Origin of the sequence: Enterocloster bolteae (assembly GCF_002234575.2) — a bacterium.
Lineage (GTDB): Bacteria > Bacillota > Clostridia > Lachnospirales > Lachnospiraceae > Enterocloster > Enterocloster bolteae.
On the sequence record NZ_CP022464.2, the window covers coordinates 1,392,679 to 1,409,650 of the forward strand.

Annotated in this window: 14 protein-coding genes; 12 read left to right on the top strand and 2 right to left on the bottom strand. The window is 51.0% G+C overall.

All coding sequences use genetic code 11. The features are described from left to right. Positions 1–150 precede the first annotated feature (150 nt). The 3 genes from CGC65_RS06555 (at position 151) to CGC65_RS06565 (ending at position 5,674) form a co-directional block, all read left to right on the top strand. Positions 151–3,120 carry a hypothetical protein gene (locus tag CGC65_RS06555; RefSeq protein ID WP_002567766.1) on the top strand — a complete coding sequence of 990 codons (2,970 nt, stop codon included), beginning with the start codon at positions 151–153 and terminating at the stop codon, positions 3,118–3,120. A gap of 225 nt (positions 3,121–3,345) precedes the next feature. Then, entirely contained in the window at positions 3,346–4,980 is a 1,635-nt protein-coding gene (locus CGC65_RS06560; RefSeq protein WP_002567765.1) for a histidine kinase N-terminal 7TM domain-containing protein, read from the top strand. 58 nt (positions 4,981–5,038) lie between these two features. Continuing rightward, positions 5,039–5,674, top strand: a complete 636-nt coding sequence (locus CGC65_RS06565) for a response regulator (RefSeq protein WP_002567764.1) — start codon at positions 5,039–5,041, stop codon at positions 5,672–5,674. Positions 5,675–5,684: 10 nt separating this feature from the next. Here the strand turns inward: CGC65_RS06565 and CGC65_RS06570 are convergent, their stop codons facing one another. Beyond that, positions 5,685–6,431 carry a GntR family transcriptional regulator gene (locus tag CGC65_RS06570; RefSeq protein WP_002567763.1) on the bottom strand — a complete coding sequence of 249 codons (747 nt, stop codon included), beginning with the start codon at positions 6,429–6,431 and terminating at the stop codon, positions 5,685–5,687. A gap of 390 nt (positions 6,432–6,821) precedes the next feature. Here CGC65_RS06570 and udp point away from each other — a divergent pair, with 390 nt between their 5' ends. From udp to CGC65_RS06610, 8 genes are all read left to right on the top strand, one after another. Continuing rightward, positions 6,822–7,601 (top strand): uridine phosphorylase, encoded by a 780-nt coding sequence (gene udp / locus CGC65_RS06575; protein ID WP_002567762.1) that lies wholly within the window; start codon positions 6,822–6,824, stop codon positions 7,599–7,601. Positions 7,602–7,626: 25 nt separating this feature from the next. Further along, positions 7,627–8,829: a NupC/NupG family nucleoside CNT transporter gene (locus tag CGC65_RS06580; protein ID WP_002567761.1), complete on the top strand. Its 1,203-nt coding sequence runs from the start codon at positions 7,627–7,629 to the stop codon at positions 8,827–8,829. A 12-nt stretch (positions 8,830–8,841) separates the two neighbouring features. Then, positions 8,842–10,029 carry a phosphopentomutase gene (locus CGC65_RS06585; protein ID WP_002567760.1) on the top strand — a complete coding sequence of 396 codons (1,188 nt, stop codon included), beginning with the start codon at positions 8,842–8,844 and terminating at the stop codon, positions 10,027–10,029. 68 nt (positions 10,030–10,097) lie between these two features. Then, a complete protein-coding gene (gene deoC, locus CGC65_RS06590; protein WP_002567759.1) occupies positions 10,098–10,733 on the top strand; it encodes a deoxyribose-phosphate aldolase in 636 nt (211 codons plus the stop codon). A gap of 117 nt (positions 10,734–10,850) precedes the next feature. Continuing rightward, positions 10,851–11,753 (top strand): DMT family transporter, encoded by a 903-nt coding sequence (locus CGC65_RS06595; RefSeq protein ID WP_002567758.1) that lies wholly within the window; start codon positions 10,851–10,853, stop codon positions 11,751–11,753. Between the two features lie 122 nt (positions 11,754–11,875). Further along, positions 11,876–12,628: an SIR2 family NAD-dependent protein deacylase gene (locus CGC65_RS06600; RefSeq protein ID WP_002567757.1), complete on the top strand. Its 753-nt coding sequence runs from the start codon at positions 11,876–11,878 to the stop codon at positions 12,626–12,628. A 96-nt stretch (positions 12,629–12,724) separates the two neighbouring features. Next, positions 12,725–13,303, top strand: coding sequence for a L,D-transpeptidase family protein (locus CGC65_RS06605; protein WP_002567756.1), 579 nt, complete (start codon positions 12,725–12,727; stop codon positions 13,301–13,303). A 210-nt stretch (positions 13,304–13,513) separates the two neighbouring features. After that, positions 13,514–13,777 carry a CD3324 family protein gene (locus tag CGC65_RS06610; protein WP_002567755.1) on the top strand — a complete coding sequence of 88 codons (264 nt, stop codon included), beginning with the start codon at positions 13,514–13,516 and terminating at the stop codon, positions 13,775–13,777. Positions 13,778–14,078: 301 nt separating this feature from the next. On the opposite strand, the gene CGC65_RS06615 is transcribed toward CGC65_RS06610, so the two are convergent. Then, a complete protein-coding gene (locus tag CGC65_RS06615; RefSeq protein ID WP_193466550.1) occupies positions 14,079–15,284 on the bottom strand; it encodes an IS110 family RNA-guided transposase in 1,206 nt (401 codons plus the stop codon). A 303-nt stretch (positions 15,285–15,587) separates the two neighbouring features. Between CGC65_RS06615 and CGC65_RS06620 the strand changes: the two genes are divergently transcribed. Further along, positions 15,588–16,913, top strand: a complete 1,326-nt coding sequence (locus CGC65_RS06620) for a hypothetical protein (protein WP_007036796.1) — start codon at positions 15,588–15,590, stop codon at positions 16,911–16,913. Positions 16,914–16,972 lie beyond the last annotated feature (59 nt).

Below are 16,972 nucleotides of genomic sequence, written 5' to 3' on the forward strand. Positions count from 1 at the left end.
CCCTATACAGAATCAAATATCAGTGACAAATGTCACTGCTGTAATGACGGACAGCATCTATAACCGGACTGGATTATATTTTATAATGAAAACATGAAAAGAAAATATGTATAGACGGTATCGGAAAGACGGATAGAAAGGGGAATGGGTATGGAGTGGTTTATCATTTTGTTAATATGGCTGGTGGCTCCTTTTGCTGAACTGGCTGCCATAATAGTTTTGGCTGTTGCCAACAGCCGGTATAAGAGAAGGATATGGGAACTGACAAGGGGAACTGACAAGGCGGATACGGGAATGCAGGATAAAGGGCCGGCGGATATAGAGATACAGCATGAAGGGCCGGCGGATATAGAGATACAGCGTGAGAGGCCGGCGGATACAGGGATACAGTATGAGAGACCGGCGGATATAGAGATACAGCGTGAGAAGCCGACGGATATAAAGATACAGCATGAAGGACCGGCGGATACAGAGATACAGCATGAGAGGACGGCGGATGCAGTGACACAGCATGAAAAGTCAGCGGCATGGTATGGGCCTGGGCAAGCAATTGTAGTACCAGAGGACTTTGAGAAAGCTGAGTCTGCCTGTCGGGTGCCGGAAATACCTCACAAGCAGACAGCTCTGGTCAGGGCGCCGAAAATAGATGGGGGGTTCTTCCAGGGGACGGCAGCACTGGTGATCGGAGTGATATTTGTGGTACTGGCCGGATTGATTTTCGCCACCACGGCATGGCATGTGCTGCCCAGTGTCTGCAAGGTGATTATGGTCCTGGGGGGATCCGGTTTGTTTTTCGGGGCAAGCTGGGCAGCTGAAAAATATTTTAAGATTGAGCGGACGGGACAGGCCTTTTATATTCTGGGCAGCGTGTTTTTATTTCTTACCATATTGGCGGCTGGATATTTCGGGCTGCTGGGTCCGGAGTTTATTTTAAAGGGAGAAAACCGTTACCGTGTCCTGCTGGCAGGCAGTATAGCCACGGAGATAGCTCTTTTTTCCAAAATCAGGAGATTTCGTAACAAGGTCTATACCCAGGCCTGCCTGTGGGGAATGACGGTCAGCATGTGCTTTTTGATGGGAGCGTTAAAGCTTGAATGGCCGGATTGCATGAATGGTATGATGTATTACTCCTTTCTTTTGATTGGGGGAAATGAGGTTTACAGGAGAAAATCAGGTTTGCAAGGCAGCATGAACGCCCCGGCAGATCGGTTTATAGACGAATTTATGGGTGAATTCGGCCTTTTTGCAGCGCTCCAGTTCTGGATAATAAGCGGAATGATGGCTTATAAAGCTGTGGCAGGCGGGATTGGATTCATAATAGGAATACTGTTTCTGGGAATTTGGGAAGTTACATTCTGGGATACCCTGGCATTTGGGCTGATGGCAGCCGGGACCGCCCTTGTGGCGCTGCGGCGCAGGAGCCCGGAAATGAAGATGCTTCACAGTCTGACCATGATGATTTTCTTTCAGTATGCAGGCTTCTGTATCCCCGTGGATTTTACATATCAGGTATTTTTGGGGGCAGCCATGACCGCGGTATGGTTTCTGGCTGAGAGAAGGTTTAAAAATCCTCTTAATAATCTGGCGGGCGGATGTGTTTTTTCCGCTGTTCTGGCAATTGACATGGCGGTACTGCTGCTGGATATGCTGTTTTCCAGGGACAGTCTGGGAAATCAGCTGGCAGCATCCGCAGTGGTGATTCTTCTGGCGGCGGTCATGGCGGAGTGGGGCAGACGGTACCCGGTACTTCGCGGCAGCGTTGCGGCAGTGCTCTTTGCCCTTACCCTGACCGGATGGGAGGTTTTTAATAGAACATTGGGCATGGATGTGGGATACGATGTGGTTGTATGGGGGTATGTGCTGATTGTGTCCATATGGGATATGGTGAAGAAAGACAGATTCTGTATTCCCATACTGGCCATTGGCACGGCTGCGCAGGCGGTTGCCCGGCTGGAGAATCAGGAGACTCTTTCTTTTTTCCTTCTTCTGTCTGTTTACCTGCTGGTGAAATCTTTTGGCAGGGAGGGGACGGCGCGGGAACGGTTCATCAGGGGCAGTTGTCTGTATTCCCTGGCAGGCGTGTATCTTCTGGCAGAAGGTGCGACCGCAAACGGCGTGCTCCGGATGGTGTGGACAGCGGCGGTATACGGTCTGGAATATGCATCAGTTATCCTGCATGACCGCAGCAAAATCAGGGATAGGTTCTGGAATTGTACAGGTATGACAGTATTCCTGATGATGATGGGGGCATTTTACAGCGATCCATCTCTGGCGCTCTGGAATATGATTCTCTGTATGGCGGTATTTGAAGTCATCTATGTGATGCTTTACCGGAGCGGCTGCAGCTGGCTGCATCTGGCAGCCGCAGCCGCTGTACTCCCCCTTCCCATGATAGCAACGGCAAGGTATGGTTTGAACGAAAACCAGGTATATGGCGCCACGGCGGCGCTGCTCATCCTTTCGGGGATTCTGTTCCGGCGGTTCAGACCTGTTATGGTACGCCGTGAAGGGGAGAGCGGAGGATGGGACGTGGACTGGTTCCACATTCTGGTCATCTTTGTCCTGATACCCATGGCATGGGAGGCAGGCCGCGGATGGCAGTGCGCGTATATTCTTTTGACAGCTCTGTATGTACTTCAGTTTGCAGTGCTGGAACACTGGAAAAGGGCGGCGTTTACGCTGGCAGCAGCTCTGGCAGCAGCGGCATTCTGGCGCCAGCCGTTTATCCGGTGGCCGGAGATGCTAAGCCTGGAGATACAGCTGATTCCGGCTGCTGGTTTTATCTGGAGTCTGGGCCGCATATGGGGGGACAGAAAAGAGATAACAAATTTGCAGACGGTTCTCTACTGCCTGTGCCTGGGGGCCATGGCATCGGATGCCTTATCTACAGGAGCCGTATGGGATGCGCTGATACTGGAGGCTGTCAATCTGGCTGTGTTCCTCCTGGCGCATATGAGAAAATGTATGAGATGGATTCGGATTTCCGGCATCATCATGATACTGGTGGCGCTTTACATGACAAAAGATTTCTGGCTCAGCTTGTCATGGTGGGTCTATCTGCTGGCAGCCGGACTGGGACTCATTGTCTTTGCAGCGGTGAACGAAATGAAGAAGCGTTGACGGGAAGCGGTGATAGAGGAAGCGGTGATAGAGGAAGCGGTGATAGAGGAAGCTGCGGTAGAGGAAGCGGCGGTAGGGTAAGCGGCGGTGGGGAAAGTGACCGTCTGCAATTCTTTTGACACACAGCGGCAGAGCGGCTATAATCAAGGGTACAGGCCATGCCTGCGCCCCGTTTTGCCTTATAGGTGAAAGTAACGGGAAAACTGCCCGGAGGAGGTTTGGGATATGCTTGATATCATGCTTAGGATTGCCTATCTATCCGCCATTGGCCTGTCTCTTTACACATCAGGCTGGCTGCTGATGAAGGCAGATAAAACCAGGACCACAGGAGCTTTGGCAGCCTGTCAGCTCCTTATCATTATTTGGTGTATGCCACAGCTGTTTTCGGCTTTGCCCATGACAAAGGGGATGAAGTATCTGGCATATGGTATTTCCTACATAGGAATCAGCTTCATCGGACCGGCATGGCTGGAGTTTGCGTTTCTCTACAGCCGGAGAAAACTGGGGCATGGGGCGGAACTGTTTTTATTCGGTATTTCGGCTGTTAACTATTCGGTTCTCCTGACAAATGAATACCACCATTTATTCTATGCCAGTTTCGAGGTGGCTCAGGTGGTGTACGGGCCTGTATTTTACATTCATATGGTCTATACCTATATCTGCGTCCTGGCCGGCATGGCTGTGGTGCTGGCGGCTTTTAAAAAGAACCGTGTGGCGCTGGCGCATATTGCCGTCATATTGCTGGCTGCAGCAGTGCCTCTGGCTTTTAACCTGCTCTATATGACGGGGCTTGTGAGAACAGGCTTTGACCTGACGCCTCCTGCTTTTTCCCTGACCAGCGTTCTCATGCTGCTGGCTGTGTTCCGGTATGATTTCCTGGATGTCAATACCATGGCCTTTGATAAAATATTTGATTCCATTGCAGAGGGCGTGGTGGTGTATAACAGGCGTGATAAGATTACCTACTGCAACGGGGCTGCCGTACATTGGCTGGGGCTGCAAACCGGAGATGATATGGAACCGCTCAGGCGAATTCTGGGGGAAAAGGGCGCAAAAGCAGATTGTGCGGATTCTCAGACACCTGTATTTACGCTGGAAGACAATGGTGAAAGGAGAAGGCTGGAGGTCAGGCAGTATATCCACAGGGATAAGAAGGGGGATATGGTTGCGGGAACCATTATGCTCACAGATGTGGGAAGATATTACCAGCTTTTGGAGCAGGGCAGGGAACTGGCTGTGACCAATCAGAGTCTTGCCATTGAAAAAGAGCGCAACCGCATTGCCCAGGAGGTGCATGACACCGCCGGACATACGCTGACCATGATAAATTCGCTGCTCAGGCTCATACGGATTGGATATAAGGAGGAGAGAGGACAGGAACAGGACAAGCGCATAGAGGAGTACCTGATCCAGGCCCAGGAGCTGGCCGGCAGCGGGATCCGGGAGCTGCGGTGTTCCATCAATAATCTCAGGCAGTCCGCCTCCTATGGACTTATCTCCCAGGGAGTATACCAGCTAACCGGCAGTGTGAAGGAATTTGAGGTGGAGGTGGAGATACAGGGAGAGGACAGGCAGGAATATTCCCATTTGTCTCCGGTGGTTTATGACTGCCTCAGGGAGGCCATTACCAACTGCCATAAGTATGCCCATGCAACCCACATGGATGTGATACTTAAATTCGGCGCAGACAGCCTGAGCCTGTATATGTTTGATAACGGAAAGGGATGCCTCCATATAGAGGAGGGAAACGGAATCCGCGGTATACGCCAGAGAACAGAGCAGGCAGGGGGAACAGTCCGGTTCATATCCGAATCCGGGGAAGGATTTCAGATATATATATGCCTGCCGTACGGAAACTGAGGGCGCCGTGTGCCGTGTGCCGGCAGATAAGGGATAGAGGAAAAAGGAGCAGAACCATATGATAAAAGCAGTGATTGCCGATGATATCCAGATATTGAGACAGGGGCTCAGGGCCATACTGGAGCAGGACAAAGACATACAGGTGGTGGGACTGGCCGCTGACGGCCGGGAAGCGTGGCAGCTGTGCAGGAAGCACAGACCGGACGTGGTGCTTATGGATATGCGCATGCCGGAATACGATGGCAGCTATGGGATTACCAGAATCAAGGAGGACTATCCGGATATAAAGGTGCTGGTGCTCACTACCTTTGATGACAGGGAAACCGTGGATGCAGCCGTGGGAAGCGGTGCTGACGGGTATATCTTAAAGGAGATGGAGGATGACAAGGTCATCCAGTCCGTCAAGGCTGTATGCGCCGGGATGCGGGTTTTTGGAGGAAGCGTATTTGAGGGGATGCGCCGTCAGATGGCGCCCGGCAAAATAAAGGCAGACATGGCCGGGGATTTGACGCCCAGGGAACGGGATATCATGCGGCTGGTTGCCCGGGGAATGGACAACAGGGAGATTGCGGGGGCGCTATTCCTGGCAGAGGGGACGGTGCGCAACAACATCTCCCGTCTGCTGGAAAAGCTTAAGCTAAAGGACCGGACCCAGCTGGCTGTATTTGCAGTCAAGCATAATCTGGATGAATAAAAATGGCCCTTCAGGCGCGTCCGGCCACAGCATTGACCTGGGTTTTGAAGGATTCCACCGGTATATAGTGCTTGCTGGATACCAGTACCCGGCTGTTTTCATCATATAGTGTCTCCTGGACCAGAATAAAGGAGGCGTGCTGGGAGAGCATGTACTTGACGGCTGTGAAATTGCCCGTGGTGGTGTAGGAGAGCTGGCAGGTGCTGCTGACGGCATCCTCATATACACCATGCTCCAGGTATTGGAATAAATCTTCTTTCTCCCTTAAATCTATCTGTTTCCCGGATATAACCTCGATGGGAATGAAGCTGAGGCTGTAGGCGCACGCCTTTCCGGCGCTTTTATACCAGCGGTCTGCGATCACCACCACCGCAGTTTTCCGCTTCAGGTTCTGACTGATGGATTCTGTGGGAGGTTCTATGCGAAATTCCATCTCTGTCTCGTCAATGGATCCGGACAGAGTACAGCGGACCGGGTGTTGTGTGACCTCCAGGCCCGGCATACTGGCGCCGGGATTGCGTTCGCTGATGAAGTTTCCCTTACCGCGTATGTTGATGACCAGATTGTCCTCCTGCAGCAGAGCCAGAGCCCTGCGCAGGGTCATGCGGCTTACATCCATCTGCAGGGCCAGCTCCGGTTCGGAGGGAAGCTGGCTGCCCGGAGGATACACGCCGTCCTGTATCATGGAATACAGGCGGTTATATACTTTTACATGTTTTAATTTCTTTGCTTTCTCAGATAATACATCTGCGTCCATAGGTTCACCCTTCCTGTCTGGCTGTGTCACAATTCTGGCTGTATCACAAATCTGGCTGTATCACAAAAATATACAAGTCCTTATTCAACATCATAATTCCCAAAGGCTGATTTGTCAACAAAATAGACATGTCTAGTTGTACAACAGACTAAAACCAGTAAAACACCATGAAAAACCGCATATTTATTGTCAATATATACAAAAATTGACTATGATAATTGTAAAATATTCCATCTAGAAATTATACAAGTTAAATGATATTATACAAGTAAGCAATAAACAGACAAATAAATAAACAAACAAAAACAAAAGCGCAGATGCCGGCAGGAATGCAAGCAGATTCAGGTAAAGGCGCAAACAAAAAATCAATTAAAAGAGAGGGTAATTATTATGCAGAACTATTCAGGAGAAGAAGGATTACAGTATCATTTACAGATCAGGAAGGGAGACGTGGGACGGTATGTCATCATGCCCGGAGACCCGAAGCGCTGTGAAAAGATTGCAAAGCATTTTGACAACGCGGTACTGGTGGCGGACAGCAGGGAGTACGTTACATACACCGGTTATCTGGACGGGGAAAAGGTAAGCGTGACCTCCACGGGCATCGGCGGACCGTCTGCATCCATTGCCATGGAGGAATTGGTGCTGTGCGGGGCTGATACATTTATCCGCGTGGGAACCTGCGGCGGTATGGACATGGACGTGAAGGGCGGGGATATCGTGGTCGCCACAGGCGCCATCCGAATGGAGGGCACCAGCAGGGAATACGCACCCATCGAGTTTCCGGCCGTGGCTGACCTGGATGTGACCAATGCCCTGGTTTCCTCGGCAAAGGCGCTGGGATATACGTATCACGCGGGAGTGGTGCAGTGCAAGGATGCGTTTTACGGGCAGCATGAGCCCAAACGCATGCCGGTAAGCTATGAGCTGTTAAACAAGTGGGAGGCATGGAAGCGCATGGGCTGCAAGGCGTCTGAGATGGAATCCGCTGCCCTGTTTATTGCAGCCAGCCACCTAAGGGTGCGCTGCGGTTCTGATTTCCTGGTGGTGGGTAACCAGGAGCGCCAGGAGGCAGGACTGGATAATCCTATTGTCCACGATACGGAGGCAGCCATCAAGGTGGCGGTGGAAGCCGTCCGCAGACTGATTCAGGCAGATAAGCAGGCTTAAGGAGAAAGGTAAGGGGTGGGGACAAATGAAAATATTATTAAACCTTACAGGTATCCTTTTGGTACTGGCCATCATGTATCTGATTTCCTGGAAGAAGAAAAACATATCCGTCAAAATGCTGGTCAAGGCAGTGATTGCCCAGTTCCTGATTGCGGTGATTCTGGTAAAGGTTCCGGCCGGCCGTTACGTGGTGTCCAGGGTATCGGATGCAGTGACCAGCGTCATCAACTGCGGTCAGGATGGTTTAAGCTTTGTGTTTGGTTCACTGGCAGACAGCACGGCTGCCACCGGATCCGTTTTTGCCATACAGGTCCTGGGCAACATTGTATTCCTGTCTGCCCTGGTAAGTCTTCTTTACTATATCGGAATTCTGGGATTTGTGGTAAAATGGATTGGTAAAGCAGTGGGTAAGCTTATGGGCACCTCCGAGGTGGAAAGCTTTGTGGCGGTTGCCAACATGTTCCTGGGACAGACCGACAGCCCCATTCTGGTGAGCAAGTACCTGGGCCAGATGACGGACAGCGAGGTTATGGTGGTCCTGGTTTCCGGCATGGGCAGTATGTCCGTGTCCATATTGGGCGGTTATACGGCCCTGGGCATTCCCATGGAGTATCTTCTGATTGCCAGCACACTGGTGCCGGTGGGCAGCATTATGGTGGCCAAGATGCTTCTGCCCCAGACAGAGGAGGTCCGGGAAGTGGGAAGCGTTAAGATGGACAATAAGGGGAATAATACCAACGTGATAGAGGCAGTTGCAGAGGGAGCTGTCACCGGCATGCAGATGGCGCTGTCCATCGGCGCGTCCCTGGTGGCCATGGTGGCGCTGGTGGCAGCGGTGAATAAGCTGTTAGGCGTCTGCGGCATCAGCCTTCAGCAGGTATTTTCCTATGTATTTGCCCCCTTCGGCTTCTTTATGGGCCTGGACCCTTCGGAAATACTTCTGGAAGGAAATCTCCTGGGAAGCAAGCTGGTCCTCAATGAATTCGTGGCGTTCCAGCAGCTGGGATCCATGATATCTTCCATGGATTACAGGACAGGGATGATATGCGCCATTTCCCTGTGCGGGTTTGCCAATTTCTCCAGCCTTGGAATCTGCGTTTCAGGCATCGCGGTCCTGTGCCCTGAAAAGAAAAGCACCCTTGCCCGCCTGGTGTTCAAGGCCATGTTAGGCGGTGTGGCGGTAAGCCTGATCAGCGCCATGGTGGTGGGCCTGGTCACATTATTTTAAGGAGGTCGTAAGATGGGAAAATATAAACGTATCTTTGTTGTGGTCCTGGATTCACTTGGAATCGGGGCAGTGGAGGATTCACCGGAATATGGAGACGTGGGGGTGGACACCCTGGGACATATTGCCCGGGAGGTTCCGGGGCTTAAGATTCCAAATCTGAAAAAGCTGGGCATGGTCAACCTGCACCCCTTAGAGGGTATGGAGCCGGCAGAACACCCCTTGGGACGTTACATGCGTCTGAAGGAGAGAAGCCGTGGCAAGGACACCATGACGGGACACTGGGAGATGATGGGGCTTCTTGTGACCACGCCCTTCCAGACATTTACCAGCCACGGTTTTCCGAAGGAACTGATAGGCGAGCTGGAGAAGCGGACCGGACGTAAAATCATCGGCAACAAGAGCGCCAGCGGAACGGAAATCCTGGATGAACTGGCGGAGGAGGAGATTCGGGAAGGCCATCTGATCGTGTATACTTCCGCTGATTCCGTGCTTCAGATATGCGGCAACGAGGAGACCATGGGACTTGACAACCTGTATCACTACTGCGAGATTGCCAGGGAACTGACCCTGCGGGATGAGTGGAAGGTGGGACGTGTCATTGCCAGGCCCTATACCGGCATGAAGAAGGGCGAGTTCAGGCGCACCTCCAACCGCCATGATTACGCGCTGAAGCCATATGGAAGGACTGCCCTCAACGCCCTTAAGGACGCGGGATATGATGTGGTGTCCATTGGCAAGATATACGATATTTTTGACGGCGAGGGTCTGACTCAGTCCAACCATTCCAACTCGTCTGTCCACGGCATGGAGCAGACCATCCAGTATGCTAAAACGGATTTCAACGGGCTTTGTTTTGTGAACCTGGTGGATTTTGACGCCCTGTGGGGACACCGCCGCAATCCGGAAGGGTACGGCAGGGAGCTGGAGCGCTTTGATGAAAAGCTGGGAGAGCTGCTTCCGCTTCTGGGGGAGGACGATCTTCTGATTCTCACCGCGGACCATGGAAACGACCCCACCTATACAGGCACGGACCACACCAGGGAACAGGTGCCGTTCATCGCCTATTCTCCCTCCATGGAGGGCGGAAAGGACCTGGGCAGCGCAGATACATTTGCAGTCATCGGAGCCACGGTTGCTGACAACTTTGGGGTGAAGATGCCGGAAGGCACCATAGGGACTTCGGTTCTGAACGAATTGTAATTTGGAAGAATGCCTCTTGGATTTTTCCCCGGGGGCAGCTGACTGACGGATAGAAAGGATAGAAAATAATGGATAAGAAGGACATTTTAAGCAGGGTAGACCACACGCTGTTAAAGCAGACAGCTACCTGGGAGCAGATAGAAAAGCTGTGCAGGGAAGGCTTGGAATACACCGCCGCCTCTGTGTGCATTCCTCCCTGTTATGTGAAGCAGGCAAAGGATTTTGTGGGGGATAAGCTGGCTGTCTGCACCGTAATCGGATTTCCCAACGGCAACATGACCACCGCGGTGAAGGTGTTCGAGACAGAGGACGCGGTGAAGAACGGTGCGGACGAAATTGATATGGTCATCAACATCGGCCTTGTAAAGGCGGGACATTACGACCAGGTCCTGGATGAAATCAGACAGATTAAGGCTGCCTGCGGCGGCAGATGCCTGAAGGTCATTATCGAGACCTGCCTTCTGACAGAGGAAGAGAAGAAGGAAATGTGCCGTGTGGTCACGGAGTCAGGGGCGGATTTCATCAAGACTTCCACCGGATTTTCCACAGCCGGCGCAACGCCGGAGGACGTGGCCCTTATGAGGAAGTACTCAGGCCCCGAGGTCAAGGTCAAGGCAGCCGGCGGAATCGCATCCATTGAAGATGCACAGCGTTTCATAGAGCTGGGCGCAGACCGGCTGGGAACCAGCAGGCTGATTCCATAGGCGGCAGCCGGGCAATCAACGGGAGTTATTCAAGAAAGTATCTGGACGCAGGAGCATTGGTGTGATAGAATTTCTACAGCAGTTTGGCAACCAATCACATAAGCGAGGATACATAAGATGAAATTGATGGAAAAACATCCATTGGTCATGATAATCATAGGAATAGCCGGTATATCATTATCGGCTATTTTTGTTAAATATTCCCAGGCTCCGTCTGTGGTCACAGCCCTTTACCGCCTGATGTGGACCGTGGCGCTGATGACGCCTGTGGTTTTGGGACGGAAGGACTGCAGGCGGGAACTGAGGGAAACGGACAGAAAGACAGTCCTGCTGTGCGGGGCCAGCGGAGTGTTCCTGGCCCTGCATTTTACGGCATGGTTCGAGTCGCTGAACCAGACTTCAGTGGCCAGTTCCACTGCCATTGTGTGCACGGAGGTTATATGGGTGGCGCGGGGATACTGTCTGTTCATGAAGGGGAAGATATCTGTGCCTGCCGGTGTAAGTATCCTTGTGACGGTGGGCGGAAGCCTTCTGATTGCCTTTTCTGACTACTCCGCCGGGGGAAACCATTTGTACGGGGATGTGCTGGCCCTTGCCGCGGCTGTATTCTGCGCCGTATACACCCTCATTGGGCGTCAGGCCAGGGGTTATATGTCCACCACGATTTATACCTACATTGTCTATGTGTTCTGCGCCCTGGCCCTGGGGCTGGCAACTGCTTTTAGCGGACTGGCCTTTACGGGATACGGAGTGAGGTCCGTGGTTGTGGGCCTGCTTCTCAGTGTGTGCTCCACTCTTTTGGGGCACAGTATTTTCAGCTGGTGCCTGAAATTCTTTTCCCCTTCCTTTGTATCTGCCTCCAAGCTGTGCGAGCCTGTGGCTGCTGCTGCCTTTGCGCTTTTTCTGTTCAGGGAAGTGCCCGCGCTCCTGCAGATAGCGGGAGGTGTGGTGACAATCGGGGGCGTTCTCCTTTATTCTCAGGTGGAAAAGAAAGAAAATGACGTTTTAAAAGGAAAATAGTAAGATAAAACTGCCAAAAAAGGTGGAAATTATCTGGAAAAAATTATATAATAGTGATAATAAGTAACAGTTGTAACCTCCCGGGAGGCATTTGCTGGGTTGGACTGGAAGGGGGTATCACTATGAATGAAAAAATAGCTCAGTTAAGAAAGATTCTGGATGATAGTACCTATACTGTGGCTCTCTGTGGTTCCGGTATGATGGAAGAGGGCGGTTTCATCGGTATTAAGAAGCAGGATAAGGCCTATGACATTGAGAACCGGTATGGCTACGGTGTTGAGGAAATGTATACCAGTGCATTTTATAATACCCGTCCGGAGCAGTTTTTCGAGTTCTACAAAAAGGAGATGCTTCACAACGCGCCAGGGGACACTGCTTCCGGCCCGGCCCTGGCTGCCATGGAGAGGGCCGGAAAGCTCCAATGCATCATAGACAGCAACATCTATGACAAGGCCCGCAGGGGCGGCTGCCGTCATGTCATAAACCTTCACGGAAGTATTTACCAGAACCAGTGCCCCAGATGTAAGAAAAAGTATCCCATCGGATATATGGCGGGTGCGAAGCGGGTGCCAATCTGCAGGGACTGCAATGTTCCCATACGGCCCATGATTTCCCTGATTGGAGAGATGGTGGATAGCCAGAACATGACTAAGACCACGGAGGAGATAACAAAGGCAGATACCCTGCTGCTGTTGGGGACTACCCTGGCTTCCGAGGTGTTCTGCCAGTACATACAGTATTTTGCCGGGAGGAGCATGGTAATCATACATAAGCAGGAGCACTATCTGGATAAGGACGCCAATCTGGTGATATTGGACCATCCCATGAATGTGCTGCCCCAGCTGGGGTATGGGGAGGAGAAAACAGAAGAATAGATATATTTTCCTTTCGATTTTCTTACATTGGTTTAGAATTTGGGATTATATGGTATACTAAACCAAATAGAAATAAGCGTAAGGAGATGGAACAGGATGAAATTCAGAAAATGTGCTGCTGCCGGAGTGCTGGCACTGTGCCTGGCGGCGGCCGGTCCTCTGAGCGCCCTGGCCGGGCAGAATGCAGGACCGGGGGCAGCTTACCAGCCTTCTGTCAATGGGGTGAACATCTATGTCAGCAAGATGGGAAATACGCTGACGCTGAAACAGTATGCCCAGACCATAGGAACCTGGCCCGTAAAGCTGGGACGGCGGTCCGAGACAGGGGACAAGGTGCAGGAGGGAGACGAAATCACGCCCTCCGGATCGTTCTATGTGTGCACAAGAAATGACCAGAGCATATGCTATCTGGCTCTGGGATTATCCTATCCCAATGCCGAGGATGCAGAGCGGGGCCTGAGAGACGGCCTGATTAATGAGGAACAGTATAATGCCATTGTGGAGGCTAACAAGGCAGGCATACAGCCGCCCTGGAATACTCCTTTAGGCGGGGCCATTGAGATACACGGGGACCAGGGAGGAGGAACCTCCGGCTGCATCGCGGTTACAAATGATGTGATGGATATTCTGTGGGAATACTGTCCTCTGGGAGTTCCGGTAACAGTTGGGCCGTAGTGATTCAGAGATACCGTTATCAGGCCTGGTTAAGGGATGAGGATGGTTTGGAAGGAGAGAATCATGTGCAGGAATAAAAAGAAAAACAACAATGTCTGGCTCCATGCAAAGCCTGTAAGCTCAGCGGCGCCTGCATGGAGTAATATGTGCCGCTGAGATGAATGCTGGCTTTGCTTCCTTAAGAGTGATGAAGATAAGGAGTGAGCCGACATGAAATATGTCAATGCAAAGGCAGTCCTCCCCCATCACCTGGTGGAGGAACTGCAGGAATACATACAGGCCGGATATATCTATATCCCGGCCAGGGAAGACCGGCACAGGGCCTGGGGTGAGCAAAGCGGCTGCCGCAGGGAGCTGGCGGAGCGGAACGCCGGAATCGTGGATGCTTACCGGCAGGGGGTATCCCTGGAGGAGCTGGGGGATAAGTACTGTCTTTCTGTCCACGCCATACGAAAAATTGTATATCAGAAGTAAACCATGGGGAGCCGCAGTGCGCGGCTCCCTTTTTCGGCAGGTTTGAGTGGCGTATATCAGGCTGATGCGGAAACCATAATACAGAATTCTACAGAAGAAAACAGTAGATTGCATATCCGTTTCCCGGGAGATAGGATAGAGTCACCGGAAATAAGGAAATAGAAATAAGAAAACAGAAATTAAGCCTGCAAATAAAAAGTCAATAGGAAAATGAGAAATTTTCAAGATTTATTGTTGATTAAATTTCAGGTACAACAAATAGACCACCATTATCTGCTGGTCTGAAAGGATGTGGTATTCTCTATTCTGGAAGAGACATTAGATATTCTTTTACTCTTCCGTAATAGATACGCAGAAACTTATTAGCGCCTGCAGTCATGTAGACATAGTAAGGCTTTCCTTGAGCACGTTTCTTATCAATAAACGCATATACAGGGTCGTCCTGCGGTTTTGTTTTGATGAGACAGTCCATGACCTGAAATAAGGTTTTTCGGAGGGAAGATGAGCCGCGTTTGGAGGTTGGAACGCTTTTTTGTTCATAGGTTCCGGATTCGTTGACACCTGGGTCTACACCAGCAAATGCAGTGATAGCCCCTTTGTGGGTAAAGCGTGTGACATCTCCGATTTCAGCCATAAGCTGAGGGCCAAGAGACGGGCCAACACCCTTCATACCCATAACAACGGGATATTCCGGCAGCTTGGCGGCTGTGTCATTCATCAGGGTACGGAGCTCTTCCACGGTCTTGGAAGCAGTGTTTAATTGTTCTATGGACTGTTTCACGATCAGCTTGGTTAGATCATCTTTTGGAAGTATAGGAACAAGCTCCTTTGCAGCTCCATAGATTTCTTCAGCCTTGTCTTTGCTAAAGTTATACTTCCTACGTTTGCACCACTTCTGATAATGGTCGACAAATGCATTTAATGAGAATTTACGAACATAGTCCACATGCCAGTATGTAGTAGCAAAATCAACCCACTTCTGGCTGCCGTCCTCACGGGCAGGGCTATCAAAGTAAGTATTAACACCAGGGTAAGTCTGATCGAGGATACCGATGAGGTTATTCTTCATAGCTGTTTTGTGTTTCATGTAGAAGCCAAACTGACGGTTCATGGTCTTTAGTTGATTGCGTAGTTCGTCCATAAGACTATACTGTTTCAATTCCGTCCAACTGTCAAGGGTGTAACGAGCTATTTTTACAGCGTCAGCTTTATCAGATTTTACTTTGCGGAGAGAATGAGCTCCAAAATCTTTAATGAGCTTAGGATTTACGGCAGTTACAAAAAGACCTGCCAGAGAAAGCTCACGAGCCAGTGGTTCGTAGTAACGGCCAGTATGTTCCATAACGATGCGTGATTCACCTTCGATTGATCGGATCTGCTCAATTAAGGATTGGATGTTACTGGAGGTGTGCTTGATTTCAAAGGGAGAAGAAACGATTTCTCCATAAGGTCGTAGAATGGCGATCATACTTTTGCCTTTGGAAACATCAATACCAACAGCGTTCATGTTCATAAATTTGTCACTCCTAAAGATTATTGCAATAGATAAGTACCAGTTTTACTCATTGCCTATTCAATCTACTGTGGTGTGACACGAACGTACCAAAGGCAGTTCAACCTGCATAAAACGAACGCTGCAAATGAGGAGCTGGTTATCAGTCTTAATTACGGACGCGAAGTCCAAGAAAGGAGGCCGATATACCGATTGCTCCAACATTGTAACAGCTTAAGCAACAAGATGGATAATTCCTTACTGGCTGTAAGGGATATTAACCATAAATATATTGTAGTAGAAAAGAGGTGTTTTATCATGCAGACATGTAATATGGTGCAGGCCGGATATGGAGAGGCGGACATCACGCCGGATAATCCGTCTGAGATGGTGGGATTTTACCGTCCGGATAACCGTTCCAGGGGCGTGAGGGATTCTTTAAGGCTCCAGGCATTGGTATGGGAGGCTGACGGCGTCATGGGCGGCCTTATTGTCATAGACAGCCTGGGCTTTACAGTGGAGCTGTCCAATGTCCTGCGGGACAGGGCGGCTGCTGCGCTTCACACGGGAAGGGAGCGGATTATGGTATGCTTTTCCCATACTCACAGTGCGCCCAATGCAGCGGAGGAACCGGATTACTTTGAAATGGTATGCCGGCAGGCAGATACGGCTGTCCGGAAGGCCGCGGGAAAAATGAAATCCATGGAGGCGGCCTGGGGGATTGGGGAAAACACTGTGGGGGTGAACCGGAGGAATGAACCGGAGCAGATGGACGGGCGGTTAGGCATTTTAAAGCTGGCGGCCCGGGACGGAAAGGAACCGGAGGTCCTTCTTATTCGCGTGACAGCCCATGCAAATGTACTGTCCGGGGATAATTATTTTATCTCCGCAGATTATATGGGGGCCGCAAGGAAACGGCTGGAGGAAGCATACGGCTGCCCGGTGATGATGGTACAGGGAGCTGCCGGGGATATTCGTCCCAGATATCATCAGGACAACATGGAATATGTGGAGATTCACTGCTGGGAGATGGCCCGGAAAGGATTTTCACAGGAATACAGGCAAAAATATGTGCCTCAGAGCCGCCGGGCCCTGGAACAGATGGCGGAAGATATGTTCCGGTCCGTGGACGCTGTGTATGCCTCATTGGTGCTGATGCCCCTGGAGCGCGTGGAAATCCGATCTTCCTTTTGCCGGTTTGCGGCTGATGTGCCGGACATGGAAAGGGCAGAGGAAATTGCAGAGGAGGCGGAGAGGGAAGGCGAAATTGACGGGAGGATGTGGCTGAAGGAGGTGAAGCGCCTTCTGGATGAAGGCATACAAAAGCAGTATGCTGACATAGAGATTCAGTATCTTTTTGTCAACCAGGGCTGTCTCTGCGGTGTTCCCAATGAGGCCATGTGCCGGATCGCCATTGATATTTGGAAGGAGGCAGAGGCACCGCTTCTGTTTTTCAACGGCTATACCAACGGATGCAGCAGCTATCTGCCCACCGCAGAAGAGTATGATAAGGGAGGATACGAGGTGCTGTGGTCCAACCTGGTATATTTTCCCTATCATGGCCGGGTCATGCCTTTAAACAGGGACACGGCCGGGAAAATGGCCGCGCAGGTGGTGGAGGATTGGAGGAAGAGCAGATCATAAAGCATCCTAAGAACCAGGAGTATCAATAGCAGACAGGGACTGTTTTCGCCGGCCATACA